Source organism: Haloferax marinisediminis (assembly GCF_009674585.1).
GTDB classification, from domain to species: domain Archaea; phylum Halobacteriota; class Halobacteria; order Halobacteriales; family Haloferacaceae; genus Haloferax; species Haloferax marinisediminis.
The window spans coordinates 1,191,296-1,214,569 of sequence record NZ_WKJP01000001.1 but is presented as its reverse complement, the minus strand read 5'-3'; the positions used below and the strand labels follow the sequence as shown (position 1 = coordinate 1,214,569).

Annotated in this window: 27 protein-coding genes; 13 read left to right on the top strand and 14 right to left on the bottom strand. The window is 62.7% G+C overall.

Translation table 11 applies throughout. The features are described 5' to 3' along the window. Positions 1–41: 41 nt before the first annotated feature. The gene (gene pdxS / locus GJR98_RS06305; RefSeq protein ID WP_151136571.1) at positions 42–950 is read right to left on the bottom strand and encodes a pyridoxal 5'-phosphate synthase lyase subunit PdxS; all 909 of its coding nucleotides are present in this window, start codon (positions 948–950) and stop codon (positions 42–44) included. Positions 951–1,073: 123 nt separating this feature from the next. Between pdxS and GJR98_RS06300 the strand changes: the two genes are divergently transcribed. Both GJR98_RS06300 and GJR98_RS06295 read left to right on the top strand, forming a co-directional pair. Further along, positions 1,074–1,811 (top strand): DUF1405 domain-containing protein, encoded by a 738-nt coding sequence (locus tag GJR98_RS06300; RefSeq protein ID WP_151136569.1) that lies wholly within the window; start codon positions 1,074–1,076, stop codon positions 1,809–1,811. A 128-nt stretch (positions 1,812–1,939) separates the two neighbouring features. After that, the gene (locus GJR98_RS06295) at positions 1,940–2,995 is read left to right on the top strand and encodes a hypothetical protein (protein WP_151136567.1); all 1,056 of its coding nucleotides are present in this window, start codon (positions 1,940–1,942) and stop codon (positions 2,993–2,995) included. Between the two features lie 278 nt (positions 2,996–3,273). Here the strand turns inward: GJR98_RS06295 and GJR98_RS06290 are convergent, their stop codons facing one another. The 9 genes from GJR98_RS06290 to GJR98_RS06250 all read right to left on the bottom strand — a co-directional run bounded on the left by GJR98_RS06290 (position 3,274) and on the right by GJR98_RS06250 (position 10,226). After that, positions 3,274–3,510 carry a DUF4242 domain-containing protein gene (locus GJR98_RS06290; RefSeq protein WP_225316372.1) on the bottom strand — a complete coding sequence of 79 codons (237 nt, stop codon included), beginning with the start codon at positions 3,508–3,510 and terminating at the stop codon, positions 3,274–3,276. 355 nt (positions 3,511–3,865) lie between these two features. Then, positions 3,866–4,792: an HFX_2341 family transcriptional regulator gene (locus tag GJR98_RS06285; RefSeq protein ID WP_151136563.1), complete on the bottom strand. Its 927-nt coding sequence runs from the start codon at positions 4,790–4,792 to the stop codon at positions 3,866–3,868. A 26-nt stretch (positions 4,793–4,818) separates the two neighbouring features. Then, positions 4,819–5,949, bottom strand: coding sequence for a putative sulfate/molybdate transporter (locus GJR98_RS06280; RefSeq protein ID WP_151136561.1), 1,131 nt, complete (start codon positions 5,947–5,949; stop codon positions 4,819–4,821). Between the two features lie 119 nt (positions 5,950–6,068). Further along, complete coding sequence (locus GJR98_RS06275) at positions 6,069–6,635, bottom strand: cysteine hydrolase family protein (RefSeq protein ID WP_151136558.1); 567 nt, start codon at positions 6,633–6,635, stop codon at positions 6,069–6,071. Beyond that, positions 6,635–7,453, bottom strand: a complete 819-nt coding sequence (locus tag GJR98_RS06270; RefSeq protein WP_151136556.1) for a YqcI/YcgG family protein — start codon at positions 7,451–7,453, stop codon at positions 6,635–6,637. The genes GJR98_RS06275 and GJR98_RS06270 overlap by 1 nt, the downstream gene beginning before the upstream one ends. 115 nt (positions 7,454–7,568) lie before the next feature. Next, entirely contained in the window at positions 7,569–8,048 is a 480-nt protein-coding gene (locus GJR98_RS06265) for a GNAT family N-acetyltransferase (protein WP_151136554.1), read from the bottom strand. Positions 8,049–8,117: 69 nt separating this feature from the next. Beyond that, positions 8,118–8,402 (bottom strand): amphi-Trp domain-containing protein, encoded by a 285-nt coding sequence (locus tag GJR98_RS06260; RefSeq protein ID WP_151136552.1) that lies wholly within the window; start codon positions 8,400–8,402, stop codon positions 8,118–8,120. A 109-nt stretch (positions 8,403–8,511) separates the two neighbouring features. Beyond that, positions 8,512–10,011: a sodium:solute symporter family protein gene (locus GJR98_RS06255; protein ID WP_151136550.1), complete on the bottom strand. Its 1,500-nt coding sequence runs from the start codon at positions 10,009–10,011 to the stop codon at positions 8,512–8,514. Beyond that, entirely contained in the window at positions 10,011–10,226 is a 216-nt protein-coding gene (locus GJR98_RS06250; RefSeq protein WP_151136548.1) for a DUF3311 domain-containing protein, read from the bottom strand. The genes GJR98_RS06255 and GJR98_RS06250 overlap by 1 nt, the downstream gene beginning before the upstream one ends. Positions 10,227–10,472: 246 nt before the next feature. Between GJR98_RS06250 and GJR98_RS06245 the strand changes: the two genes are divergently transcribed. Together GJR98_RS06245 and dnaG are read left to right on the top strand one after the other, a co-directional pair. Next, positions 10,473–11,228 carry a sugar phosphate isomerase/epimerase family protein gene (locus GJR98_RS06245; protein ID WP_151136546.1) on the top strand — a complete coding sequence of 252 codons (756 nt, stop codon included), beginning with the start codon at positions 10,473–10,475 and terminating at the stop codon, positions 11,226–11,228. 157 nt (positions 11,229–11,385) lie between these two features. Then, positions 11,386–12,777: a DNA primase DnaG gene (dnaG, locus tag GJR98_RS06240; RefSeq protein ID WP_151136544.1), complete on the top strand. Its 1,392-nt coding sequence runs from the start codon at positions 11,386–11,388 to the stop codon at positions 12,775–12,777. 7 nt (positions 12,778–12,784) lie between these two features. On the opposite strand, the gene GJR98_RS06235 is transcribed toward dnaG, so the two are convergent. Together GJR98_RS06235 and GJR98_RS06230 are read right to left on the bottom strand one after the other, a co-directional pair. Further along, on the bottom strand, positions 12,785–13,183 hold the full coding sequence (locus GJR98_RS06235) for a GNAT family N-acetyltransferase (RefSeq protein WP_151136542.1): 399 nt from the start codon (positions 13,181–13,183) through the stop codon (positions 12,785–12,787). Continuing rightward, positions 13,180–14,493, bottom strand: a complete 1,314-nt coding sequence (locus tag GJR98_RS06230) for a DUF92 domain-containing protein (protein ID WP_151136539.1) — start codon at positions 14,491–14,493, stop codon at positions 13,180–13,182. The genes GJR98_RS06235 and GJR98_RS06230 overlap by 4 nt, the downstream gene beginning before the upstream one ends. Positions 14,494–14,653: 160 nt before the next feature. Here GJR98_RS06230 and GJR98_RS06225 point away from each other — a divergent pair, with 160 nt between their 5' ends. Continuing rightward, positions 14,654–15,262, top strand: coding sequence for an undecaprenyl diphosphate synthase family protein (locus tag GJR98_RS06225; protein ID WP_151136537.1), 609 nt, complete (start codon positions 14,654–14,656; stop codon positions 15,260–15,262). 96 nt (positions 15,263–15,358) lie between these two features. Here GJR98_RS06225 and GJR98_RS06220 read toward each other — a convergent pair whose 3' ends face one another. Further along, positions 15,359–15,550: a hypothetical protein gene (locus GJR98_RS06220; RefSeq protein WP_151136535.1), complete on the bottom strand. Its 192-nt coding sequence runs from the start codon at positions 15,548–15,550 to the stop codon at positions 15,359–15,361. Positions 15,551–15,712: 162 nt separating this feature from the next. On the opposite strand from GJR98_RS06220, the gene GJR98_RS06215 reads away from it, so the two are divergent. Further along, positions 15,713–17,077, top strand: a complete 1,365-nt coding sequence (locus GJR98_RS06215; protein ID WP_151136533.1) for a serpin family protein — start codon at positions 15,713–15,715, stop codon at positions 17,075–17,077. A gap of 46 nt (positions 17,078–17,123) precedes the next feature. On the opposite strand, the gene uppS is transcribed toward GJR98_RS06215, so the two are convergent. After that, the gene (gene uppS, locus GJR98_RS06210; RefSeq protein ID WP_151136531.1) at positions 17,124–18,053 is read right to left on the bottom strand and encodes a polyprenyl diphosphate synthase; all 930 of its coding nucleotides are present in this window, start codon (positions 18,051–18,053) and stop codon (positions 17,124–17,126) included. A gap of 162 nt (positions 18,054–18,215) precedes the next feature. On the opposite strand from uppS, the gene GJR98_RS06205 reads away from it, so the two are divergent. The 7 genes from GJR98_RS06205 (at position 18,216) to lwrS (ending at position 23,264) form a co-directional block, all read left to right on the top strand. Then, on the top strand, positions 18,216–18,614 hold the full coding sequence (locus tag GJR98_RS06205) for a DUF5778 family protein (RefSeq protein ID WP_151136529.1): 399 nt from the start codon (positions 18,216–18,218) through the stop codon (positions 18,612–18,614). A 137-nt stretch (positions 18,615–18,751) separates the two neighbouring features. Further along, positions 18,752–19,813 (top strand): siroheme decarboxylase subunit beta, encoded by a 1,062-nt coding sequence (gene ahbB, locus GJR98_RS06200; protein WP_151136527.1) that lies wholly within the window; start codon positions 18,752–18,754, stop codon positions 19,811–19,813. Position 19,814: 1 nt separating this feature from the next. After that, positions 19,815–20,462, top strand: a complete 648-nt coding sequence (locus tag GJR98_RS06195) for a precorrin-2 dehydrogenase/sirohydrochlorin ferrochelatase family protein (protein WP_151136524.1) — start codon at positions 19,815–19,817, stop codon at positions 20,460–20,462. Further along, a complete protein-coding gene (gene hemA, locus GJR98_RS06190) occupies positions 20,459–21,844 on the top strand; it encodes a glutamyl-tRNA reductase (RefSeq protein WP_151136522.1) in 1,386 nt (461 codons plus the stop codon). The genes GJR98_RS06195 and hemA overlap by 4 nt, the downstream gene beginning before the upstream one ends. A gap of 125 nt (positions 21,845–21,969) precedes the next feature. Next, entirely contained in the window at positions 21,970–22,557 is a 588-nt protein-coding gene (locus GJR98_RS06185) for a hypothetical protein (protein ID WP_151136520.1), read from the top strand. Between the two features lie 42 nt (positions 22,558–22,599). Next, positions 22,600–22,875, top strand: a complete 276-nt coding sequence (locus tag GJR98_RS06180; protein WP_151136518.1) for a 4a-hydroxytetrahydrobiopterin dehydratase — start codon at positions 22,600–22,602, stop codon at positions 22,873–22,875. A 2-nt stretch (positions 22,876–22,877) separates the two neighbouring features. Beyond that, entirely contained in the window at positions 22,878–23,264 is a 387-nt protein-coding gene (gene lwrS / locus GJR98_RS06175) for an LWR-salt protein (RefSeq protein ID WP_151136516.1), read from the top strand. Positions 23,265–23,274: the final 10 nt, after the last annotated feature.

The window sequence follows — 23,274 nt, the reverse complement described above, 5'->3', positions numbered from 1 at the left end:
CAGTCGTCGATTGGAACGAGAAGCGTCGGTCGAAAAACGGCTTAGACGCCGCGGCCTTGCAGTTTCTTCTCTTCGGGCATGTCGACGTTCGCTTCGCCTTTCATGCCCTTGCCGATGCCGGAGGCGATCTCCGCGAGTTTCTCTGGGTCGTCCCAGTTGTTGACGGCCTCGACGATGGCCTTGCCCATCTTTTCTGGGTCCTCGGCGCCGAAGATGCCGGAGCCGACGAAGATGCCGTCGCACTCGTGGTACATCATGAGCGCGGCGTCGGCCGGGGTGGCGATACCGCCGGCGGCGAAGTTGACGACGGGGAGGCGGCCCATCTCCGCTGTCTCGTGGACGAGTTCGGCGGGTGCTTGGTGTTCGCGGGCCCACTTTTCGCGTTCGTCGAAGTTCAGCCCGGTGAGCGTCCGAATCTGGTTCTTGATGGTTCGCTGGTGGGTGACCGCCTGATTCACGTCGCCCGTGCCTGCTTCACCCTTCGTGCGAATCATCGCAGCACCCTCGTTGATGCGGCGGAGTGCTTCGGGGAGGTTGCGGGCACCACAGACGAACGGCGCGGTGAAGTCGCGCTTGTCGATGTGGTACTCGTTGTCGGCGGGGGTGAGAACCTCACTCTCGTCGACCATGTCGACGCCGACGGCTTCGAGAATCTGGGCTTCGGTGTAGTGGCCGATGCGCGCCTTCCCCATCACCGGGATGGAGACGGCGTCGATGATTTCTTTGACCTTCTCGGGGTCAGCCATCCGAGAGACGCCCCCGCGCTTGCGGATGTCGGCCGGAACTGCTTCGAGCGACATGACGGCAACTGCACCGACGTCTTCGGCAATCTGTGCTTGCTCTGCGTTGACGACGTCCATGATGACGCCGCCTTTCTGCATCTGCGCGAACCCTCGCTTGACGAGTTCAGTGCCGCGCCGGAGTGCCTTCAGGTCCGTCTCCTCTGCCATGTTCGTGGCTTGCGACTGGGCCTACTTAAGCAGTTGCTTCCGGCCGTCAGTCGTTCACACCCGACAGTGTTCCCCATGGGAGAGACCGGCATCGCTTTCCCTCCCCCATGCTTCCGCGTGGGTATGGACGCGGTGACGCGATTGCGCCGACTAGTCGACGACCCGAAGGCTCTCTTCGGCGACGACAATCTGCCCGCCACGGCCGACCTCCCACGGTGGCTCACCCCCCTCCCGGAGTGGCTCGAAAACTTCGGACTCAACGTCGCGTGGTTGGTCGTCGTCATCAACCTCGTCGGCACCGCCTTCGGCTTTTGGTACTACGGATTTCAGTTCAGTATCGAACCGGTCGTGATGTGGCCGTTCGTCCCCGATAGCCCCGTCGCGACGCTCTTTATCGCCCTCTCTCTCGCACTGTGGAAACTCGAACGGTCGAACGAGTACCTCAACGCACTCGCCTTCTTCGGGTGTCTCAAACTCGGCCTGTGGACACCGTACGTCCTCCTCGTGTTCAAAAGCGACTTCTCGTACCTCCACTGGGCGATGTACAACTTCCTGTTTTGGAGTCACCTCGCGATGGTCGTCGAGGCGTTCCTCATCCAGCGGTACGCGAGATTCCCCACTATCGCCGTCTTCGTCGCCGTCGTCTGGTACGGGTTCAACGACCTCGTCGACTACTTCGTCCCCCTCGTCGGAACACCGCACCACACGCTCATCCCGGCCGAACCGATACTCGACGGCGTCGTCCAGCACGTCGCACCGGCCCACGAACTCGCCGCGGCGGGTGCCGTCGTGTTGACCCTGACTGCGACGTTCCTCGCGTTCGCCACGCGAGTCGAGAAGGTCAAACGCGGCGTGCCCTGACCACGGACGCGACGTGGTCTGCCCCAAGCGCTTCACGTTGGACCCTCTGCATCTGTATCTGTATCTGTATCTGCACCTGCTCAGTTGAGACGTACGCTTTTCCCCCGGCGTGCCTAACCCGTTACCCAATGAACTTCTTCGATGGAGTGGCAGACCTGCCGCTCACAGTCGACTCCGTCTCTCGGAGCCGCCGCGAGAGCGATACGTCCAGTGGGTTCCTTCGCAAGACGACACTCTTCGTACTCTCTGGTGACGGTGAGGTTGGTCGTGGCGAAGACGTGACCTACGACGCCGAAGACCACGACGCTCTCGCAGACGCTCCCGACGACGTGTTCGGTCTCGAAGGGACGTACGACTCGTTCGCGGAGTTCTCGGCTGCACTCGACGACGTGGACCTCTTTCCGACGAAAGACCCCGAACGAGCGACCTCCGAACACTACCGGCGCTGGGGACTCGAATCCGCCGGGTTAGACCTCGCGTTGCGACAGAACGAGACAGACCTCGCCACCGCAGTCGGCCGCGAACGCGACCCTGTTCGGTTCGTCGTGAGTACCCGTCTCGGCGACCCACCGTCCGCCGACCGCGTGGAGATGCTCCTCGACCGCGACCCAGACTGTGAGTTCAAACTAGATCCAACGTCCGAGTGGGACGACGCGCTGGTGGAATCGGTCGCGAGCCACGACTGCGTCAGAATCCTCGACCTCAAGGGGCAGTACGAAGGCACCGAGGTCGACCAAGCACCCGACCCGGCACTCTACGAGCGCATCATCACTGGATTCCCCGACGCAGTTATCGAAGACCCGGCGTTCACCGACGAGACACGACCGCTGTTCGACGGCCACGAAGACCGTGTCTCGTGGGACTACCCAATCACGGGCGTCGAATCCGTCGAAGCGCTCCCGTTCGAACCCTCGTGGCTGAACATCAAACCCTCGCGGTTCGGCACCGTCGAGTCGCTCTTCGAGACCATCGAGTACGCCCACGAACGGGGGATGTCGCTCTACGGCGGCGGCCAGTTCGAACTCGGCGTCGGTCGCGACCACATCCAACTGCTCGCGTCGGTGTTCTACTCCGACGGGCCGAACGATGTCGCACCGAGCGCCTACAACCTCCCCGAACCACCGGAAGGGCTTCCACGGAGTCCGTTAGAACCGGGCGACGACCCGTTGGGTCTCGACTTCTGAGTGTCAAAATGGGGTACAGGGGGAGAAGAGGGGCAGTGTACAGGATGGGCAAACGGTTGACTGGCATCGTCGCCGTCTCGGACAGGGGGTGCGAATCAGCGACGAGATGTTCGGTTCGCCCGGTTCGATGTGGGACCGAGAGGGCAATAACAACCTCGCGCGTGTGCTCGCTTGACACACCAACCCCGTGAGTTCAAATACTGCAGGGCGACCAGACCGGATGGTCGGGAGCTTTCTGACAACGTCAAAAATCGTTCTGTGAGGGGTGTTACTCGGTTCTATGCGCCTTCTTGGACCTCGAATATCTCGTCGGCTTCGAGCCCGTGGGCTTCCTTGTGGACTTTGGCACCAGCCTCTTTGTTCGGGGCCTCGAACAGACAGAACACTGCTCCGTCTTCTTCATCCACCCAATAGCGTTTGTAATTGACGCCGTACTTCTCCTGCGTTTCAAGGTCAGCCTTGTGCGCCTCTGCGACATCCTTCGCAGTCCCCTCTACGTTCCTGTGTACGTCCATGTATAGCGGCATGGGTGCTAGACAATACCACTCATGAGGAGATAATCATTCTTAAAAATTTATCTGAAAATTCTGATATGCGTGTAATACGCAGAAGACCGGTGAAAAATAGACAGTAATCAGACTGCAACTGTGACCACTTTCTATCAATTATCTATGCTGACGACGGGGGATACACACCAAATCTGGGTGACACCGAGCCTGCACGGTGGGTTGGTTCCCCTGCACACCGCCACGAAGAATTATATCGTGGGACGTGACCAGACCGGTCAGACTCGTGTCGGCACGCACTCAGGGACGACGTATCGAGCCACCTCACCAGTTCGCCGGCAGCGACTCGTCTGTCAGTCTCGCTTCACTCGTCGCTGTCGGCGTGTGCGCGGACCCACAACTCGCCGATTCGGGAGAGTCGCGTCCGGTAGGACTTCCCGCGTTCTTCTTGCTCGATGTAGCCTTTCCCACCCGGGCCGAGACGGTCGACGTTGTAGATGACTTTCGACCGGAAGGAGTCGGTGTACTCTTCGTTCATCTCGCGAGCCAGCGCCTCGGCGAGTTCCGACACCGACCCGAACTCACCGTGTTCGCCGAGTTTGAAGAGGATGACTTCCTCGAACGGTTTGACGTTCGAGAAGGACGCAACCGGGAGTTCGACGATGTGGCGCTTGCCGATTTGCTTCGCGCCGATGGTCGTCCCGCGTTCGTCGAACTCAGACAGCAGGTCCGACGACACGTCGAGTCGTTCGCGAATCTCGGCTTCGTCGATGTCGCCCGATTCGAGAATCGTTTCGAGCAGGTCGCGCCCGGCACGCAGTTCCTCGGCGAGTTCGGTTTCCAGATACTTCTCTGGGGCGGTGTAGTAGGTGTGGATGCGGTCTCTGTCCGCCTGTCGCTCCACCATAATCGAATGCGCGGCGGTCGCGAAGGCGAACGAGACGGGTCGGGGCATGGCGCTCACGTTCACCCACACTTCGCCCGGTTCCTCGTCGTCGCCGCGCAGTTCGTCGTCGGCGTCGAGTTCGGCGTTGATGAGGTCGTACGCTTGCTCGAACGCGGCGTCGTAGTCGTACACGTCGGCGACGACGACACGCTCTGTCTCCGCGCCGAGGAGGTTCTCGAAGTCCTTCTGGAGTTTCCCCGAGAGGTTCATCGAGTACTCGACGTTCGCCTCGCTCCCGACGGCCCCTTCGAGGAGGATGACGCGGTCGACATCCAACTGATCGCGGATGAGCGGCGCGATGAGTCGGTCGTAGTCGAACCCGACGGGAACGATGTGCGTCTGCATACGTGGTACGTCGCTGCGGTCGTTTATCAATCCGACCAACTGAACCGCATCCACGAGCGTCCACCAATCCACCGCTCCCACACCACCCAAACCACGATTCCAACCACGAACGCCACACCCAGATTCACCACAACTCCAAGGACACCAATCCCGACCACGAACACGTACTCCTCAGTCTCCCGAATGCTCGTCCGGGCGAGTTGCAGCGCGATAATCGCCAGTACGACGCCGAGCATCGCAAGCGGATACGCTGCCACAATTTCGACGGCCACGAGCGCGACGAGGATGTAACCGACACCCAAGATGACGTTCGCACCGGCGGTTCGGGCGCCGAAGGCGTACTTGCCGGCGACACCGCCACTTCCGTGACACATCGGAAAGCCCCCGAAGGGGACGGCGACGAGGTTCATCACGCCCATGCTCGTGGCGAGGTCGTCGGCCGAGATGTCGCGGTCGAAGTAGTCCGCGAGGAGGACCGACGTGGCGAGTGCCGCGTTGCCGACGGTCATCGCCAACTGGGCGAGTGCGCCCTCGATTGCAGGCATGGTGAACCCGGCAGAGTCGACGAGAAACACGCCGGTCGTCGATGGGAGTGTGGGCGAGGGAAGTCCGGTGTGGAACGCGGCGACTGCCCCGCCGACGAGGAGCACGGCGAGCGCACTCAGCTTCACCCGACCGAGGGCAAGTGCGACGACGGCGACGGCGGCGGCGAGGCCGGCCAATCCGGGGTTCGACCATCCGAGTTCGAGTCCGGTTTCGAGCAAGACGAGGGCGACGCCGAACTGGACGCCGCGAACGACGGGAGAACCGATGTAGCGACTCACCCGAGCGAGCGAGTTCGTCCGCCCGATACCGAGCAAGACGACACCGAGAAGTCCGCCAGCGACGAGTACCTCGGCGGTCGAAATCGCCCCCGCGATGACGAGCGCTGCCAGCGCTTTCATCGGTTCGACAGAGAGCGGGACGCCGTAAGAGAGTCCCCAGACGACCTGAAAGACGCCGAACCAGACGAGGACGAGCGATAGCGAGAGGTCCGAGAGAAGCGAGAGGGCGACGACGATTGGGAGGACCGTAACCGAATCCCCTACCGCACCAGTGAACTCGTTCCACGCGAAGTCGAGCGTGGAGTCGTCACGAGACGGGAACGAGACTGCCATGGCTGTCAGTTTTTGGTCGTGCGCTAAATGTGTTTGCGTAACGACAGCACCTCACACACGAAATAGATGGTAATTGAAATCGGTTTATCTCACCCAGAAGTGGGTGGTCGGTCGCCCAGTCAGCGAGTCGCCAGCACGTCGGCCGTCTCGACAACGGTAGCGAACTCTCGGTTCAAGTGAGTCAGGGCTGTCCGGTGCATCTCGTCGGCGGAGTAGTGCGTCCCGTCGTGTCCTTCGCGGCCGAACGTCGCAACCGCGTCTTCGGGGAGGAAAACGTCGAATCCGAGGTTCTCGGCCATCCGGGTCGTCGTGGAGACGCAGTGGTCGGTCGTGAGACCGCAGACGACGAGTGTCGTGTAGTCGTGGTCGCGGAGCCACGATTCGAGGTCGGTGCCGATGAACCCGCTGTTGACGCGCTTCGTAAACACCCGTTCTCCCTCGACGGGTTCGGACTCTGGTTTCCAGTCGAACCCTTCGCTGTCACGTCGGAGCGGTGAGTTTGGTTCCGTGGAATCGTGGCGGACGTGGACCACGGGAGAACTCGAGTTGCGCCACGCCGCGAGGAGGTCGGCGACGCGTGCTTCCATCTCGGGGTTGTTTCGTTCACCCCACGCGGGGGTGTCGAAGCCGACCTGCATGTCGATACAGACGAGGACGGTGTCTGCGGGAAGGTCGAAGTCGGACATCAGTCGTCGGCCGGCGACAGTGAGTTGTCCACCGATGTGACGGGCACCTTCGGATGCTCACGCGCGATTCGAATCGGGCATTCGTCGGGTGCTTGCGACTCGTCCGACGAGAACATGTACTGCGGCCACTCGCGGTCGCCGTCGACACCCCAGTCACCGAGGTCGGCGTGGGGGCAGACTCCGTCGTACGCTTCGAGGCGGTTCTGGATGACTTCGCGGGCTTTCTGTCCGGCCTCGGTGTCGGCGGTGATGCCGTCGAACAGCGAGCGTGGCTGGAACGTGATTTCGAGGCCCCACGGACAGTAGCGACTGAGTCGGTCGTCGTAGAACGGTGCGCGCGTCGTCGGGAAGATAGGCTCGCCACCGAAGGAGAACTCCCACGTCGAGTCGTCGGGGTCGGTCGGGATATCCGCGGGCCACGGTTCGGTGTCGTGCACGTGGAGGAACTGGAGGATGTGCCACAGGCGTTCGTGGTAGTCTGCTTCCGTCAGGTCCTCCGCAGGCGGTCTGAAGAACGCGACGAGCGAGCAGGCCTCGGAGTAGTCGCGGTAGACGTCGAGGTACTCCAAGAGCGTGTCGCGAAGTGCCAAGAGGGCGTCTTTGTCGGTCATCGAGTCGACGAACGTGTACAGCGCGTCTCCCTGTCGCTCGGATTCGACGCCGAAGTAGCACGGGAACGGCGCGCCGTCGTTGTCGCCGAGCATCGTCTCGCGGAACGTCTCGTAGTGCTGTTCCGCCCACTCAGGCAGGTCACCGTCGTCTAAACGGCGACGGAGCACGTCTTGCTCCATCAGCACCTGGTAACCCGACTCGTTCATGCGCGGGGGTTAGTTTGGGTAGATTTGAGAGTTCGGGTTTGGTGGCCGAATCGGCCCCCTGAGATGGAGGGGATAGACGTCTCCTCGCTTGCCGATTCACACCCGCCGGACTCCCTCACAGTGACCGGTCCATCTTCAGGTATCGCGTCTCGTATCCCATGGACTCGTAACAAGCGCGCGCACCCTCGTTGCGGGCGTGAACGCTCAACGCGACCCGTTCACACCCACGCTCGCGTCCCCACTCGTGCGCTCGTTCGAGTAACCTCGTCCCGAGGCCGTCTCCGCGTGCCGCTGGCGCGACGTAGAGATCCTTCACCTTCGCGACTGGCCCTCTGGCGAAGACAGGTGGTGACTCGGCGTACGAGACGGTCGTATAGCCGACGAGTCGTCGTCCCTCGTCGTCGACTGCGACGAACGTCTCGGTGTCTTCGTCGGCGAGTTGCGCTCGCCGGTACTCGACCGCCTCGGTTCGAACGTCTACGTCCGTCGCCAGTGCGTCGTACTGGTCGATACCACCCATCTCCTCGGCGAACGGCAACCACAGGTCGTCGACGAGTGACGCGATGTCCGCGTCAGAACACGGTCGAATCTGCATGGACGACTGACGACTCGTAGAACTGTCAAAAGATTATCTGTCTGTCGAGCGGTCGAGTGGGCGCTGCGCTTACTCGATTTCTAACTGGCCGCCGTTGCCGCCGTCACCGCCGTCTTCGTCCCACTCCAGTTCGAATTCGACGCTCAGTTCGCCGGGTTGCCCAGCGGGACCTTCGCGTTCGGCCTTCACTTCGAACGTCGGCGAGGCTGGAGGGTCCATCGTCACAGACTGGTTGCCTGCTTTCAGCGTGATTGGCTCGCCGGCGTCGAGTTTGTCGGCGATGGCACGAAGGTACGACGCGATTTCGGCTCTCGACTGGCGACTCTCCGATTTGAACAGAACTTCTTCAGGCATGGATGGATCATCGTTCTACAGAAGAATAAACCCCACCTCGGTGGAGGGTGTCGGTCACCGGGCGTGTGGAGAGGAAGAAAAAGGGTGAAGAGAGAACTAAAAAGGCTACTCAGTCGGCGCGTAGGCCTTCAGAGAACCGGCTCTGATTCTCCTCAGGGGCAGCAGCAGTCAGCGAGGAGACACCGAGCGTCAAGATGGCCGAGAGCAACATCCCCCAGAGCGCGAAGTCCCACGTCAGGTACGTCGGCCCGAGGACGGTGACGCCGCCGAGTTCGACCGCTGGAAGGAAGACGTGGGCGAGGTAGAACGCCTGTCCACCGATGATGCCTGCGAACATGCCCGAGCGCGTGGTCTTCGCCCAGTAGAGCGCGATGATTACGGGGAGGGCCATCTGTGCGAATCCACCGAAGGCCGTGTCACCGACTTCGATGAGAGTACCGGGTCGGAACAGACTGGCGACGAACGTCAGCGTCGCGAAGAGAGCGACACCGATGCGCGCAATCCACGCCTCGCGGGCGTCGGACAGCGAGGCATCGACGAACGGCCGGTAGAGGTCACGGGTGAAGTACGACGACCCCGAGAGGAGCATCGAGTCCGACGAGGACATCATCGCGGCCATCGCGCCGGCGACGACGAGCGCAGCGAACCAGACGGGCGTGTACTCGTTGAGGAGCACGGGAAGGACGTTCGCACCCTCGGGGACCGAGATACCGAGACCGGCCGCCCACGTACCGAGGATGAACGCGGGCACGAACAGCAAGACGACGAGTACGGGCCACAGCGCGAACGAGCGCTTGAGGACAGTCGCGGACTTGGCGACGAAGAATCGTTGGTTGATCTGTGGGAACATCGCCACGCCGAACGCGATGGTGACGGCCGTCGAGATGATGAACTGTGGGGAGTAGAGGCCGCCACCGAGTGCGAGGAACTCGGGTTTGTTCGTCGTGAGGGCGTTCGAGAGCGCAGTGGGACCACCTGCGGCGGTCGCGACCCAGCCGACCGCAAGCCAGACGACGCCGAGCATGAACAGCCCCTGAAGCGTGTCTGTCCACGCGACTCCACGGAGACCGGCGATGACGACGTAGGCAATCATGAACACCGTGATGCCCGCAGCACCGGCCCAGTACGGCACGATGCCGTTCGTGAGGCCGACGATGGCCTCACCCGCACCCATCTGCTGCAGCATCACGTACGGGAACAGCCAAAAGAGGCTGATACCCGCGACGAGGGCACGGAGTCGCTTCGACCCAAAGCGGTCGCCGAGCATCTCACCGAGCGTCACGTAGCCGTGGGCCTTGCCGACGAGCCACTGTTTGTATCCGACGACGTACCAGAGGATGGCGAACAGGACGCCGTCCATGACGCCCATCACCAGAATCCACTCGGGGCCAGCGCGGAACGCGAGGTCCGGGCCACCGAAGAAGGTGAACGCGGACAGGAGCGTCGCGAAGGTGGTGAAAAGCAGGACGACAGTCCCGATAGAGCGGCCGGCGAGGTAGTAATCTTCGGCGTCTCTGCTCGTGAGACGGTAGGCGAGTAACCCGACGGCGAGGGCGACCACGAGGTACGCGCCGATGACGCCGAGTTGGATGCCGAGTGCGGACACCATCAGCGGGTCCCCTCGGCCATTCCACGGTCCCACGCGTTCCGCGTGAACAGATAGAAGACCACTGTCGCCAGGCCCATCCAACCGATGTGCCACCAGAGCCACAGTGGAAGCCCAGCGAACACCCGACTGTCTCCCCAGAGGAACCACGGGACGGCGAACGTCACGAGAATCGCGAACGTCGCAATCCAGACGTAGTCGATACGTGCTCTCGTCATTCTTGGAGATTATAGTTAACAATAGGACGTAAATCTTACTCTGTTGACCTACGTTGTATCTTATCGAAGAAAAATTCTCTTCAAAGACCGTTTTCGGAGTCAACCAGTCGTTCATATGGCGTTGACGAGATGGAATTCCGCTCACGTGGGGGATTCGTCACCGAAGAGAACACTGTCGGAGTCGCGTCCACCCGGCACTTGTCGTAGCCGGAACAATTTCTACCGCCGCCTGTGAGTCGGTGATGTATGAAGTTTGGCGTCCAACTCTACTCACTCCGAAATCTCGAAGAGTCGACCTCGTCGCTCGTCGAACGCGCCGCAGAAGCCGGGTTCGATGGTGTCGAGTTCGCAGGCGTCGACGACGACGACGCGACCACACAATCCCTCTCTGACGCGGGTCTCACAGCGCCCGCTGCACACGTCCCCATCGAGGAGTTCGAATCTGACCTCGACGCGGTCTGTGACCGGTATGGGTCACTGGGTGTCGAAACACTCGTCGTGCCGTATCTCCCGCCCGAAGCGTTTGCAGACGCCGAAACCGTCGACGAGACGGCACACAGACTCGACGACCTGACCGCACGGTGTGACGACCGAGGCTTCAGACTCCTGTATCACAACCACGAGCACGAACTCCGGACCGTCGAGGGAGAACCTGCACTCGACAGACTCGCCGAAGAGTCTGGCATCGGATTCGAACTCGACCTCGCGTGGGTACTCGCTGCCGGCCACGACCCTGCCACGTATCTCGACCGATACGCCGACCGGACGCCGATCGTCCACCTGAAAGACGTCGTCCTCGACGAAGCTGCAGAGCGAGGTGGGCGTCCCGTCTCGCTCGGCGAGGGTGACCTCGATATCGACGAGTGCCTCGCCGTCGCCCGCGAGGAAGGGTTCGTCGAGTGGGCAATCGTCGAACACGACGACCCAGCAGACCCGGCCGAGTTCTGTAGAGAATCTGGCGAAACGGTCGCCGCACTCCGCCGCGAGGAGCACGCAGAATAACCGACTGTCGAAGGAAAACCGGACGACGCTCGCATTCGATTCGTCGGCCACGATAGATATTTCCCTCGGGCACGACTTATATAAAGACGTTCGTGGGTTCCACCCATGACATCATCACAATCATCACATCATCACCTCCTTCGGGAGGGTTTCACCAATGGACGACACTGCAAAATATCTCATTCACGCCTCCATCTCCGCCGACGGGGTGGTCGAACGGAGCGACGTGGTCGGTGCCATCTTCGGGCAAACCGAAGGCCTCCTCGGCGACGACCTCGACCTCCGTGACCTCCAACAGTCCTCCAAGGTCGGACGGATAGACGTACAGATAGACTCCGAAAACGGCCACTCGTTCGGCCAAATGACCATCGCGAGCAGTCTCGACAAGGTCGAGACGGCCATCCTCGCGGCCTCGCTGGAGACGCTCACGCGCGTCGGCCCGTGTCAGGCAGTCATCGAAGTCACGAACATCGAAGACGTTCGCGAAGCCAAGCGCCGGATGGTCGTCGAACGCGCCAAAGAACTGCTCACGGAGTCGTTCGACGACACCGTCATGACCTCCTCGGAGATTCTCGAAGAGGTCAAAGAGAGCGTTCGCGTCGAAGACATCACCGAGTACCACGACCTCCCGGCGGGACCGCGCGTGGCCGACTCGGACGCCATCATCGTCGTCGAAGGTCGGGCAGACGTACTGACGCTCCTCCGATACGGCATCAAGAACGCCGTCGCCGTCGAGGGGACCAACATCCCCGACGACGTCGCCTCGCTCACACAGGAACGCACCGTCACGGCGTTCTTAGACGGCGACCGAGGCGGCGAACTCATCCTCCGCGAACTCTCGCAGGTCGGCGACGTCGATTACGTCGCGTTCGCCCCCGACGCCCAGTCTGTCGAGGACCTCGACCGCGGCGCGGTTATCCGCGCACTCCGGAACAAAGTGGCCTTTTCGTCGCTTCCGGACGACGGCAACTTCCGTGCCGCCGTCGCTGCTGCCACCGGAGCGGCAGGTGTTCCGTCGGACCCTCGACCGGAGTCGCCGACGACTGACGATTCGTCGTCGACTCCATCCGCAGACGCCCCCACCGATGCGGTCACCGAGGCGAGTTCCGACACCGGCGGCGCGGTCACCGTCGAAAAGACCGCGAACACGGCCGCCACCGCCGACACCTCAGCCGACACCACCGCCGACGCCGACGTACTCAGCGACCCTGAAGTCGAAGCAGTCGCAGAAGCGGTCGAGCCCGTCCAACCGTCGATGTCCCTCTCGGACCACGTCCGTGAGACGATTTCCGACGGCAGTGGGTTAGCCCGCCTCCTCGATTCGGACCTCAACCTGCTCGACGAGGTTGCCGTCGAGAAGATTTACGACACGCTCGAACACACAGACTCGGTCCCGCGACTCGTAGTCGTCGACGGCGAGGCGAGTCAGAAACTCATCGACATCGCGGCCCAGCGTGGTGTCAGCGACGTCGTCGCTCGCTCGAAAGGCGAGTACGTGAAGAAACCAGTCAGCGTCCGCGTCAGGACCTCCGACCAACTCCTGACGTAGGGGTTGCTCACCCGTCGTAGACGAGTCGAATCGCGTCGTCGCCGTCGAACGCGTCTGTGACACGCGCGTCGTGCTGGAATCCGAGTGCGTCGTAGCACGCTCGCGCACCGTCGTTTTCGGGATGTACGAACAACGTGAGCGACGCGTCCATGTGGCGTTCGTGATACGCCTCGATGAGTGCAGTGGCGCGCCCCTCTCGCCGGGCGCTCGGTGCAACCGCGAGTTCGGCGAGGTGGGAACCGACGCCGAGGAGATAGCCGACCGGGTGGTCGTCGGTATCGACAGAGACGAGCAGCGTGCCGACTGTAGGCCACGCGTCGAGTAGTTCGGGAGACGGGTGCGTAACGAGTCGTTGGAGCGACGAGATATCGTCCCGGTCGGTGGGTCGTGCAGGGCGGACGGTCACAGCGGAATCCAGACGACGGCCGCACCCAGAGCGCCGCCGAGCGTCATGAGGAAGTTGACGGCTTGGTTTCCGAGGCCAGCACCTTCGACGGTGGCACCGAGCAGACTATCGATGGTCATGCCGATGACGCCGCCGACGAGAACTGCGACTGCTGCCGTCGTACCCGGAAGCGGGAGTAACACGTACGCACTCCCGGCGACGAACGCCGATCCGACAGCGCCAGCGAGTTCTCCTTGCCACGTGACCGCGCCGTCGGTTCCCGGCGGCACTCGCTTGAGCGACGTGATGAGTCGCGGGTTGTCGAACAGGCCGCCGATTTCACTGGAGAGTGTGTCGCTCATCGCGGCCGCGACGGACCCGGCGAAGGCGACGACGAACAGGTTGCTTCCGAACGTGTACCCGAACGTCTCCATCGTGGCGAACCCCACGACGGCGAGGAGCGACACTGCGGAGTTACCGAGGACGTTCCCGGTTCCCCGTGCACCTTCGTTCTCTTCGGCGACGCCGCGTTCGGCTTTCCGGTCGTAGCGGAACTTTGTGGCGAGTGCGCCGATGCCGAAGAACGATGCGAGGACGACTGCCCACCCGAATCCGCCGAAGACGACGGCGATGAGCAAGAGGAGGACGCCGGTTATCATGCCGGCGACAGACGCGGTTCCGAGGGCGAAAGCGGCGTATCCGAGTGCGACGGTCATGGCGAGCGAGACGCCCGTCTGTGCGGGTGTAATTGGGCCCGCCAACCAGTCGACACCCCAGAGCGCGAGACCGACCGAGAGCATGACGAGTGGGTCGTCGCGCTCGAAGAGGACAGACCGAAGCAGCGCCGCGACGAGGGCCCCGAGCGCAGCGATGAAGATGAATCGGGCGAGAACCATCGGTTCGCCGGTCATATTCGCGACGGTTACCTGTCCCAGTGTTCCGGCGAGAAGGCCGACGGCGACGAATCCAGCAGCGTGCAAGAACTCGTCGTCGACACGCGTATCCACCAGTCGCGCACCGAGATTTCCGTAGGCGAGTATCAGGACGGCCGCGACGAACACGGTGAGTGGCATCGCGACCCGAGGAACGGTCGCCAGGAGTGCGAGTCCGGTTGCTGCAAGGGAGAACCCGGCCAGCCCATTGAGGCGGCCGTCCTTGCGGTCACCGGGTCGCGCGAACAGCTCGAAGAGCGGCCCGTCGTCGATGACGAAGGCCGCCAGGAGCGCGACTGCGGCGAAGGGTGCGAACGCGGCAGTGCCGAGACTCGGGGCCGCGAGGGCCAAGGTCCCGACGACCGCGAATCCACCCGCTCGCCGTAGTGTGGAAGTCACACCGTTCGGTATCCCCGACTCGCACTTAACCCTCCCGACATCGGAGACCGACAGAGTCCCCCAGAAACGAGGGGAGTACGCGCCTCGAGCGATGCCGACCCATCTCTCCATCGACACGAAACCCGAAGCGTTAGGGACCCGCGGGTGACTACCAAGTTCTGTGGGATTGTACGACTACTACCTCGCCTTCCGGTTCCGTCTCGACGACGCGAGCGCCCCCGAACACGTCGCACTCGTCATCACCGAGCGCGACCTGTTAGAGCAAGGCGCGTACGCCACCCTCGAAGAGTTCGTCCGCTGGGCCTTCGAGTACGGAAGCGAACGCGTCACCATCTCGGTGAGCGTCCTCGACGAGGCAGTCGTCCCGACGCTCTCGCGCGAACTCCGTGACCTGGACACGCCGTATCCAATCGCGGTCCGTGAACCCGGTGACACCGAACCCGCCGACGCCCCCGTGCAGGTGAACATCGGACTCGGCGGAAAACGCGAGTTCGCCGCAGTCGTTCGGTCGCTCGCGGAAGAAGTCGAAGCGGGCGAGTTGGACCCCGAAGACATCGACGGAACCGACATCGAAGAGCGACTCGTGTTCCCAGACGAACCCGACTTCGTCGTCAAGACGGGTGCGGAGCGGCTCTCTGATTTCATGATTTGGCAGTCGGTGTACGCCGAACTCTACTTCACCGACGTGAACTGGCGGGATTTCCGAAAGCGCGACTATCTGCGGGCGTTGCGGGACTATCAGGATAGACAGAGGCGGTTTGGACGGTGAGCGTCAGCGGCCCGTCCAAACGTTGTCGCGCCCAGAGGGTGCGACAGAAGTTCGGCCGGTAGGCCGAATTACGTGGCAGCGTTCCTGCCGTTCCCGCTACGCTGACCCATCTGACACCGACTCCTCCCGGCGCGTGTTCAGATAGACGATGACCACTGCGACAGCACTCGCGAGAAGTCCGGTCTGGACGGCGTCCGCCGTCGACAACTGAAACACGAACACCGTGAGAATCACGGCGAGAATCGAGGAGATGACGGCGCTCAATACGTATTTTGTCAGAACGTGCATGCAGAGAGACACGTCGTGACGGAGCATATACTGAGCCGTAGCGGGTGTGAACACACCGCTGGATAGGTGACTGCCATCTCGCGGGCGAGTCACGCCTGCGATAACTCAAACGCCTGTGTGTGCCTACAGAAGACATATTGTTAGTCGTATGAACCGTTCGGCATGAACCGTCGCGAACTCCTCGCACTCTCGGGTGCACTCGTCGCCGCGACCGTGGCAGGGTGTACGGGAGACGGTGGGTCCCAACCAGAGACGGAAACCGACACGCCCTCCTCCACAAACACGCCGACTGAGACGCCAACAGACACACCGACCGAAGAGCCACCGACTGGCGAACCCACCGTCGACGACGAACGACTCGCCGCGCTCGCAGCGGGGAACGCCGAGTTCGCTCTCGAACTGCACAACCATCTGGCGGCCAACACGGGCGGCAACCAGTTCCTCTCGCCGTACAGCATCTCTGTCGCGCTGGCGATGACCTACGCTGGCGCTCGTGGCGACACCCGCGAGCAGATGGAAGAGACGCTCCACTACACACTCGGCGACGACGTCCACCCGGCCTTTGCCGACCTGCAATCTAAACTGGACAGTCGGGCGACTGCTACCGACCCTGCCGACGACAGCGAGGTCGACGCCTTCCAGTTGGCTGTGGCGAACGCCCTGTGGGGAAGAGAGGGTTACCCGTTCTCCGAAGACTACCTCGCACTGCTGGAAGAGAACTACGGCGCAGGCCTCCGTGAGGCGAACTTCGCCGGCGATCCAGACGGCGAGCGCGAACGAATCAACGACTGGGTGGCCGACCAGACCGAAGACCGCATCGAAGACCTACTCCCACCGGATTCGATTACCCCACAGACGGTGCTCGTGCTCACCAACGCCATCTACTTCATGGCGAGTTGGTTGCACAAGTTCGACCCCGAGAACACCGAAGACGGCACGTTCACCGCGCTCGACGGCACCGAATCGACGGTTCCGCTCATGCATCGAGAGATGGACCGAGTGAACTACGCGTCGGTCCCCGGTGCGCAGGCCGTCGAACTCCCGTACATCGGTGAGGACGTGTCGATGGTACTCATCCTCCCCGACGAAGGCACGTTCGAAGAGTTCGAGCAGAACTTGACTGCCGACCGGTTGTTCGGCATCTTCCAAGAGATGAGCGACGCGACGGGGTCGCTCGTGTTCCCTCGCTTCGAGTTCGAGACGGAGGTGCAGTTGTCGACAGCGCTCTCTGACCTCGGCATGCCCATCGCGTTCGGCGGTGGCGCTGACTTCAGCGGGATGGTCGACGGCGACCAGAGCGGCCTCGCTATCGACGAAGTGTTCCACAAGACGTTCGTCTCCGTGGACGAGGAAGGGACCGAAGCGGCGGCCTCGACGGCCGTCGTCATGCTGGAGTCGTTGCCGCCGTCGTGGGGCGAACTCCGGTTCGACAGGCCGTTCTTGTTCTGTATTCGTGACCGGCCGACGGACGCAATTCTATTCTACGGGCGGGTCGTCGACGCCGGCGCTGCACAGGGTGACGAATAGCGCAGAATCAGGTTTCTGGAACTCAGTCCACCGCTTCGCGGGGCACTCAGTCAGCCGTCTCGTCGGTCCGTTTCGCCAACTCGGCGGACACCTCGTCGGCACCCGACGAAGAGAGTTGCTCACGGAGTCGGCTGGCGACGGCGCGGGCATCTTCGAACTCGACTTCGGCGACGGCGCGAACGAGTGCGACGGCGCGTTCGGTTCGTGTCCGTTGCCACGACTTCTCTCGCGACTCGTAGGTACGGATGCCGCGGAGGAAGTCGGTTTTCGAGAACTCCGGCCAGTAGGGCGCACAGAAGTAGACGGCCGCCTCGTTGCCGTTGGCGTGCCACGGCAGGAAGTTCGAGATTCGTTCGTCGCCACCGGTGCGGATGATGAGGTCCACGTCGCGGACGGGTTGCCGCGAGAGATGGGCATCGACCGCCGCCACGTCTACGTCGTCGGCTGAGAGCTTACCCGCCTCGACGTCGTGACAGACGTCGCGGGCGGCGCTGAGCAGTTCCGCTCGTCCGCCGTACGCGAGGGCGATGTTGAGCGTGAACTTATCGTAGTCGGCAGTCTCTGACTCGGCGTACTCGACAGCATCGCGGACCCGTTCTGGGAGCCGGTCTACCTCTCCGATGACTCGCACGGCCACTTCTCGGTCGTGGATCTGTTCGGAGCGAACAGACTCGTACAGTTTGTTTTCGAAGAGGTCGAAGAGATGTTCTCGCTCCTCGGGCGGACGGTCGAAGTTCTCGGTCGAAAAGGCGTAGAGTGTCAACTCTTCGATGCCGAGTTCTTCACACCATTCGAGGACGTTTTCGGTCGTCTGTGCACCGGCGCGATGGCCGTCCGGTGCGTCGTCACCGCGCTTTCTCGCGTAGCGCCGGTTCCCGTCTTGGATGATTGCGACGTGTGTCGGCCCGTCGCCAATCTCCCGGTGGAGCACTCGCTCGTAGGCGCGTCGAAAGCCGCGTCGGACCCACCCGAACATGTACCGTCGATTGCATGCCGAGCCTATGTGTCTTGTGGGTCGTGCCGACTAACTGACGACAGAATCAGTGCAGGCCGCCGAGAGAACAGTCGCCCGACCAGTGCGAGGGGAATCAGACCGACGAATCGCCATCCGTTTGTACCTGCCCGAGAAGAGACGGACATGAGCGAGACCATCGACGACGACCTCTACAAGCGAACGCTCGCACTGCTCGAACCCGGCGACATCGAGTTGGTCGGCGCTATCGTCCACACGACGCTCAGCGGCCGTGAGGACCTCGAGATGCAGGAACTGACCGTCGCAATCAACGACGTCATCTCCGAGCACGCGGACAAAGGCGACGCGTGGATTTACGCCGGCAACGACGACACCAACTTCTCGTCGAACCAGTTCCAGGGCCTCAGCGTCGAGGACGACGAGTTCGTCTGGGAGTGCCAGCAACTCCTCCGAGAGGGGACGTTCGACCTCGTGTTCTACTACGAGGCGACCGCCGACCACGACGCCATCGTCGAGGAACTCGACGCACTGGACAACGTCGACCGCGTCACGCCCGTTCCCTGAACAGTTTTTATCTTCATCTTCTCGGCGGCAGTCTGAGAGAATCGCGGGTGTCGCGGTAGTTCAGCGGCCGCAGCGACCGATGTGGGTGTGTGAGAACAAGCGAGTCGTTTATTCCCTTCGCATCCTGACTCACGCTCATGATACAGGCGGACGCGGACCTCTCTCGTCTCGACCGCGCCATCGTCAACGCCTTCCAGGGCGGCTTCCCCGTCGTCGAACGTCCTTTCGAACCTGCAGCGAAGGCGTTGCAGGACCGCGGCGTGGACGTGACAGCGTCGGAACTCTGTGAACGCGTCAAATTCCTCGACGACGAAGGCATCCTCTCTCGATTCGGTGCGCTCGTCAACGCCGAAGAAATCGGGGGGACAGCGACGCTCGTCGCCATGCACGCGCCCCCAGAGCGATTCGACGAGGTGGCCGAACAGGTCAACGCCCACCGCGAAGTCGCACACAACTACGAGCGCGAACACCCGCACCTCAACATGTGGTTCGTCGTCTCCGTCGCCGCGGAGTCACGGGTCGACGAAGTACTCGGTGAAATCGAGGCAGAGACCGGACAGCCGACGTACAACATGCCCAAGCTCCACGAGTTCCACGTCGGTGCGAAGTTCCTCCTCGACGGCCCCATCTCCGACGGTGACCTCGACCTCTCGCACCTCGGTCCCGAGGTCGAACCATCTGGCGAGCGCATGCTCACGCCCGACGAACGCGACCTCGTGTTGGAGATTCAAGGCGGCCTCCCCGTGACCGAGACGCCCTACGCCGACGTTGCAGAGGCGCTCGGACAGGACACCGCGTGGGTCGTCGAGACCATCAAACGCTTCAACGTCGAAGGGAAGGTCCGGCGCGTCGGCGTCATCCCGAACCACTACGCACTCGGCTACAGCGAGAACGGGATGACCGTCTGGAACGTCCCCGACGACATCGTGATGGAGGTCGGCCCCGAAATCGCCGCACTCGACTTCGTCACCCACTGCTACCGCCGGCCACGACACGAGGGAGTGTGGCCGTACAACTTCTTCGCGATGACCCACGGCCGGTCGAAAGAAGAGAGCGACGCCCGCATCGAGCGCGTTCGCGAGGTCATGAGCGACTACTGGGATGTCGACGACGGCGACTGGGATTCGCTGTTTTCGACCCGAATCTTGAAGAAGACTGGAATTAGACTGGACGAGCGAGCAGACGCCAACACGGAGTGAGATGATACCACTGGTCCACGACCTGTCCGGCGAAACCATCCTCGTGTTCGGAGGCGGGCCTGTCGGCGCGCGGAAAGCCCGGCGATTCGCCCGAGAGACCCGAACTGTCGTCGTCAGCCCCGAGTTTGCGGACTGCGACTTTGGCGATGCCGAACTCGTTCGTGCGTCCCCCGCCCCCGACGATATCGACGAGTGGTTCGCCCGCTTTGCACCGGCACTCGCCGTCGCGGCGACGAGCGACGTGGACGTGAACGACGCCGTCGTCGAGGCGGCCAAAACGCGGGGGGCACTGGTCAATCGAGCGGACCGAAGCGGCGAGCGCGAGGCGGGGAGCGTCGTCGTTCCCGCCACCGTCGACGACGGGGATGTGTCTGTCGCCATCACAACTGGCGGGTCGAGTCCGGCCCTGTCGAAGTACCTCCGTGAACGCATCGAGGACGAACTCGACGGTGCCGGCGCGATGGCCGAGTTGACAGCGAACCTTCGGGCAGAACTCAAAGAATCAGACCGCACACCGGCCGAACGTCGTGACGCGATTCGTGCCGTCGTCCGCGACCCGTCGGTTTGGAAGGCTTTACGTAGTGCGGATACAAACCCCCGACGAGAGGCAGCGCGCGTGATTAGAAACACAAAGCGAGGTGATTCATGAGAAGCGCGGGTGTCATCTCTGGTGTGAGCGTGGCCCACGACCGGGCGAGCGTTCAAGAGATAGAATCCGCTTCGAGCGACGACGTCGAGACAGTGGTCGCCCGACTTCTCAGGCGTGACGGTGTTACCGAAGCGTTCTCCTTGCAGACGTGTAACCGTGCGGAAGCGTACGTCGTCACCGACGACGCGGCCGACGGCCGTCGCGCGCTGGAAGACTTCGCCCCCGACGTCCGAGACGGGAGCGTCCGCCACATGGACCACGAAGAGAGCCTTCGCCACCTCATGCGGGTGGCGGCGGGCCTCGAATCACTCGTCCTCGGTGAGGACCAAATTCTCGGCCAACTCAAGCGCGCCGTTGACGCGGCCCACGACGCCGGTAGCATCGGTTCGATGCTCGAAGACGCGCTGATGAAAGCGATTCACGTGGGCGAACGCGCCCGCAACGAGACCGCCATCAACGAAGGTGCCGTCTCGCTCGGAAGCGCCGCCGTCAGACTCGCTCGGGCCGAACTAGACCACCCAATCGAAGACGCCCGCGCTCTCGTCGTTGGCGCTGGCGAGATGGGAACACTCGCTGCGAAGGCACTCGCATCCGTCGACGTCGCCGAGTTGATCGTCGCAAACCGGACCGTCGCTCACGCGGAATATCTCTCCCGTGAGGTCCCCGGTATCGACGATGCGGCGGGTCTCGGAGGCATGGACACGTTACTCGCGACTGCCGACATCGTCATCACGGCGACGAGCAGTCCCGAGTACGTCATCGATTCGAGCCACCTCGGCGACGCCGGTTCGACGATGCTCATCGACATCGCCCAACCCCGTGATGTCGACCCGGCTGCCGACGAACTCGACGGTGTCTGCGTCCACGACATCGACGACCTGGAGACGGTGACAGACCGAACGGCGGCCCAGCGCGAACAGGCGGCAAAGCAGGTCGAGACGATGATAGACGAGGAGTTCGACCGACTCCTCGCCGCCTACAAGCGCAAGCGCGCCGACGAAGCGATTAGTTCGATGTACGAAGCCGCAGAGCACGTCAAGCGCCGTGAAGTCTCGACGGCCATCTCGAAGTTAGAAGCACAGGGCGACCTGACGGACGAACAGCGCGAGACCGTCGAATCGCTCGCAGACGCGCTCATCGGCCAACTGCTCTCGGCACCGACGAAGAGTCTTCGTGACGCCGCCGGCGACGACGACTGGACAACCATCCAGACCGCGATGCGGTTGTTCGACCCGGGATTCGACGACTACGCGGTGCCAGACGCACGGGAGTCGTCCAGTTCGCAGACGGACGTCCCCGAGGGTGGTCGCTCCGACATCGACCGTGAGGCGTCCGACGAAGAAGTTCCCCGTCGCGTCATCGAGCAACTCTCGGACGACTGACCTCCGGATACTGCTTTTGAACGAGTGTACCCACCCCACTGAGCGACAACGCCCCGTATTTTGACGACCGATAGGCACGGCCCGCCGCGGAGGTCCATATACGATGCCGAGGCCACCTTTCCTCGATGGACTTCCCGCCTGCCGTCTGGAACACCTCGGGTCGCCCCCAAGATGAACGACAGTCGTCGCCGATGGCTGAACGCCCAAACAGAATCGGATGCGGTGTCGGTTCCAGTCGAGTGGGTCGTGGCCACTCAGTCGTCCGACGATTCGTCTCTCGACTCCGCGTGCGCCGGTGCCGGCGGCTGGTCGAGGCGACGCCGAGTCGGAAGGTGTGTGACCTCGCCGACGTGGCCCGAGCGACGGTCACCGGGAACGTCACCGACGTCGGCGGCGAGGGACCGGCAATCGCCACGTGGACAACCACCGAGACGAACGCCCCAGCAGTCAGTTGGCGGGCAACCCGTCCGTTCGTCCTCGACGACGGGACTGGAACGATTTCGGTCCGTGTCCCGCCGGACGGGAAGATTCTCGTCGGTGACGGACACGAACAGAGTGACGAATGCAACCAAAGTGACGACCACGAGCGAGTCGGCCGAGGGACAACCGTCGAAGAAGGAGACCGTGTGACGGTCACCGGACGCGTCGTCATCGGGCACCGTGGAACCCGGTCGCTGAGGGGGCCGGCGTTCGTCGTCGTCAGTCTGCGATGACCCGGGCGAATCCTTATCGGTTCGCCGAACGACACGTTTGGTATGGCCGAGGTACTCTCCGACGCAGACGTCGACGACCAACTGAGCGAAGCGTGGAGCCGCGACGGCGACGAAATCGTTCGTGTCTACGAGTTCGACGACTACTTAGACGGTGTGGCGTTCGCCGCCGACATCGGCGAAGTCGCCGAAGAAGAGTTCCACCACCCCGAGATAACCATCCGGTACAAGAAGGTGGAAGTCCGCCTCACGAGTCACGAAGAAGGCGGCATCACCGAGAAGGACCTGCGGCTCGCCGACCTGTTCGACGCCGAGTTGTAGGGATGTCCCTCAGGTACGTCTTCACTGTGCGCTTTCGACTCGAAACAGCGTCGGGTGTCAGCACCGACCCACAGGAGTTCGAGACGACAGTCCGCGTCACCCCACCGCCCCCCGGCGACTCCGGGTGGATGCTGTTCCGTGACGCACTCTGGCGCGGGGAAGTGAACGACCCGGTGTACGCCCGCCAACTCGCCCAGTCGTGGCTGGACGTCCCAGTCGTCTCCTGTTCGTTCGCCGAACTCCGAACCGACGAGGACGCCCTCTCGGACCTGCGGGAGGCCATCGCTGCCGACCTCGACGAGTTCAACGCTGACTCGGTCCGGGAGGTACTCCACAAGTACTTTGGGAGCGCAATCCACGTCGAGAAGACGGACACACACGACAGATGAACCTCACTTG

What these genes read in the sequence shown, in the direction of transcription:
- GJR98_RS06260 (WP_151136552.1), bottom strand. Translation starts at nt 8,402, where the DNA reads ATGCCTGAAGAAGTTCTGTTCAAATCGGAGAGTCGCCAGTCGAGAGCC.
- GJR98_RS06245 (WP_151136546.1), top strand. Translation starts at nt 10,473, where the DNA reads ATGAAGTTTGGCGTCCAACTCTACTCACTCCGAAATCTCGAAGAGTCG.
- GJR98_RS06295 (WP_151136567.1), top strand. Translation starts at nt 1,940, where the DNA reads ATGAACTTCTTCGATGGAGTGGCAGACCTGCCGCTCACAGTCGACTCC.
- GJR98_RS06205 (WP_151136529.1), top strand. Translation starts at nt 18,216, where the DNA reads ATGAGCGAGACCATCGACGACGACCTCTACAAGCGAACGCTCGCACTG.
- GJR98_RS06255 (WP_151136550.1), bottom strand. Translation starts at nt 10,011, where the DNA reads ATGGTGTCCGCACTCGGCATCCAACTCGGCGTCATCGGCGCGTACCTC.
- GJR98_RS06290 (WP_225316372.1), bottom strand. Translation starts at nt 3,510, where the DNA reads ATGGACGTACACAGGAACGTAGAGGGGACTGCGAAGGATGTCGCAGAG.
- GJR98_RS06280 (WP_151136561.1), bottom strand. Translation starts at nt 5,949, where the DNA reads ATGGCAGTCTCGTTCCCGTCTCGTGACGACTCCACGCTCGACTTCGCG.
- GJR98_RS06215 (WP_151136533.1), top strand. Translation starts at nt 15,713, where the DNA reads ATGAACCGTCGCGAACTCCTCGCACTCTCGGGTGCACTCGTCGCCGCG.
- GJR98_RS06250 (WP_151136548.1), bottom strand. Translation starts at nt 10,226, where the DNA reads ATGACGAGAGCACGTATCGACTACGTCTGGATTGCGACGTTCGCGATT.
- GJR98_RS06180 (WP_151136518.1), top strand. Translation starts at nt 22,600, where the DNA reads ATGGCCGAGGTACTCTCCGACGCAGACGTCGACGACCAACTGAGCGAA.
- lwrS (WP_151136516.1), top strand. Translation starts at nt 22,878, where the DNA reads ATGTCCCTCAGGTACGTCTTCACTGTGCGCTTTCGACTCGAAACAGCG.
- hemA (WP_151136522.1), top strand. Translation starts at nt 20,459, where the DNA reads ATGAGAAGCGCGGGTGTCATCTCTGGTGTGAGCGTGGCCCACGACCGG.
- GJR98_RS06300 (WP_151136569.1), top strand. Translation starts at nt 1,074, where the DNA reads ATGGACGCGGTGACGCGATTGCGCCGACTAGTCGACGACCCGAAGGCT.
- pdxS (WP_151136571.1), bottom strand. Translation starts at nt 950, where the DNA reads ATGGCAGAGGAGACGGACCTGAAGGCACTCCGGCGCGGCACTGAACTC.
- GJR98_RS06275 (WP_151136558.1), bottom strand. Translation starts at nt 6,635, where the DNA reads ATGTCCGACTTCGACCTTCCCGCAGACACCGTCCTCGTCTGTATCGAC.
- uppS (WP_151136531.1), bottom strand. Translation starts at nt 18,053, where the DNA reads ATGTTCGGGTGGGTCCGACGCGGCTTTCGACGCGCCTACGAGCGAGTG.
- dnaG (WP_151136544.1), top strand. Translation starts at nt 11,386, where the DNA reads ATGGACGACACTGCAAAATATCTCATTCACGCCTCCATCTCCGCCGAC.
- GJR98_RS06195 (WP_151136524.1), top strand. Translation starts at nt 19,815, where the DNA reads ATGATACCACTGGTCCACGACCTGTCCGGCGAAACCATCCTCGTGTTC.
- ahbB (WP_151136527.1), top strand. Translation starts at nt 18,752, where the DNA reads ATGATACAGGCGGACGCGGACCTCTCTCGTCTCGACCGCGCCATCGTC.
- GJR98_RS06285 (WP_151136563.1), bottom strand. Translation starts at nt 4,792, where the DNA reads ATGCAGACGCACATCGTTCCCGTCGGGTTCGACTACGACCGACTCATC.
- GJR98_RS06220 (WP_151136535.1), bottom strand. Translation starts at nt 15,550, where the DNA reads ATGCACGTTCTGACAAAATACGTATTGAGCGCCGTCATCTCCTCGATT.
- GJR98_RS06270 (WP_151136556.1), bottom strand. Translation starts at nt 7,453, where the DNA reads ATGAACGAGTCGGGTTACCAGGTGCTGATGGAGCAAGACGTGCTCCGT.
- GJR98_RS06265 (WP_151136554.1), bottom strand. Translation starts at nt 8,048, where the DNA reads ATGCAGATTCGACCGTGTTCTGACGCGGACATCGCGTCACTCGTCGAC.
- GJR98_RS06185 (WP_151136520.1), top strand. Translation starts at nt 21,970, where the DNA reads ATGGACTTCCCGCCTGCCGTCTGGAACACCTCGGGTCGCCCCCAAGAT.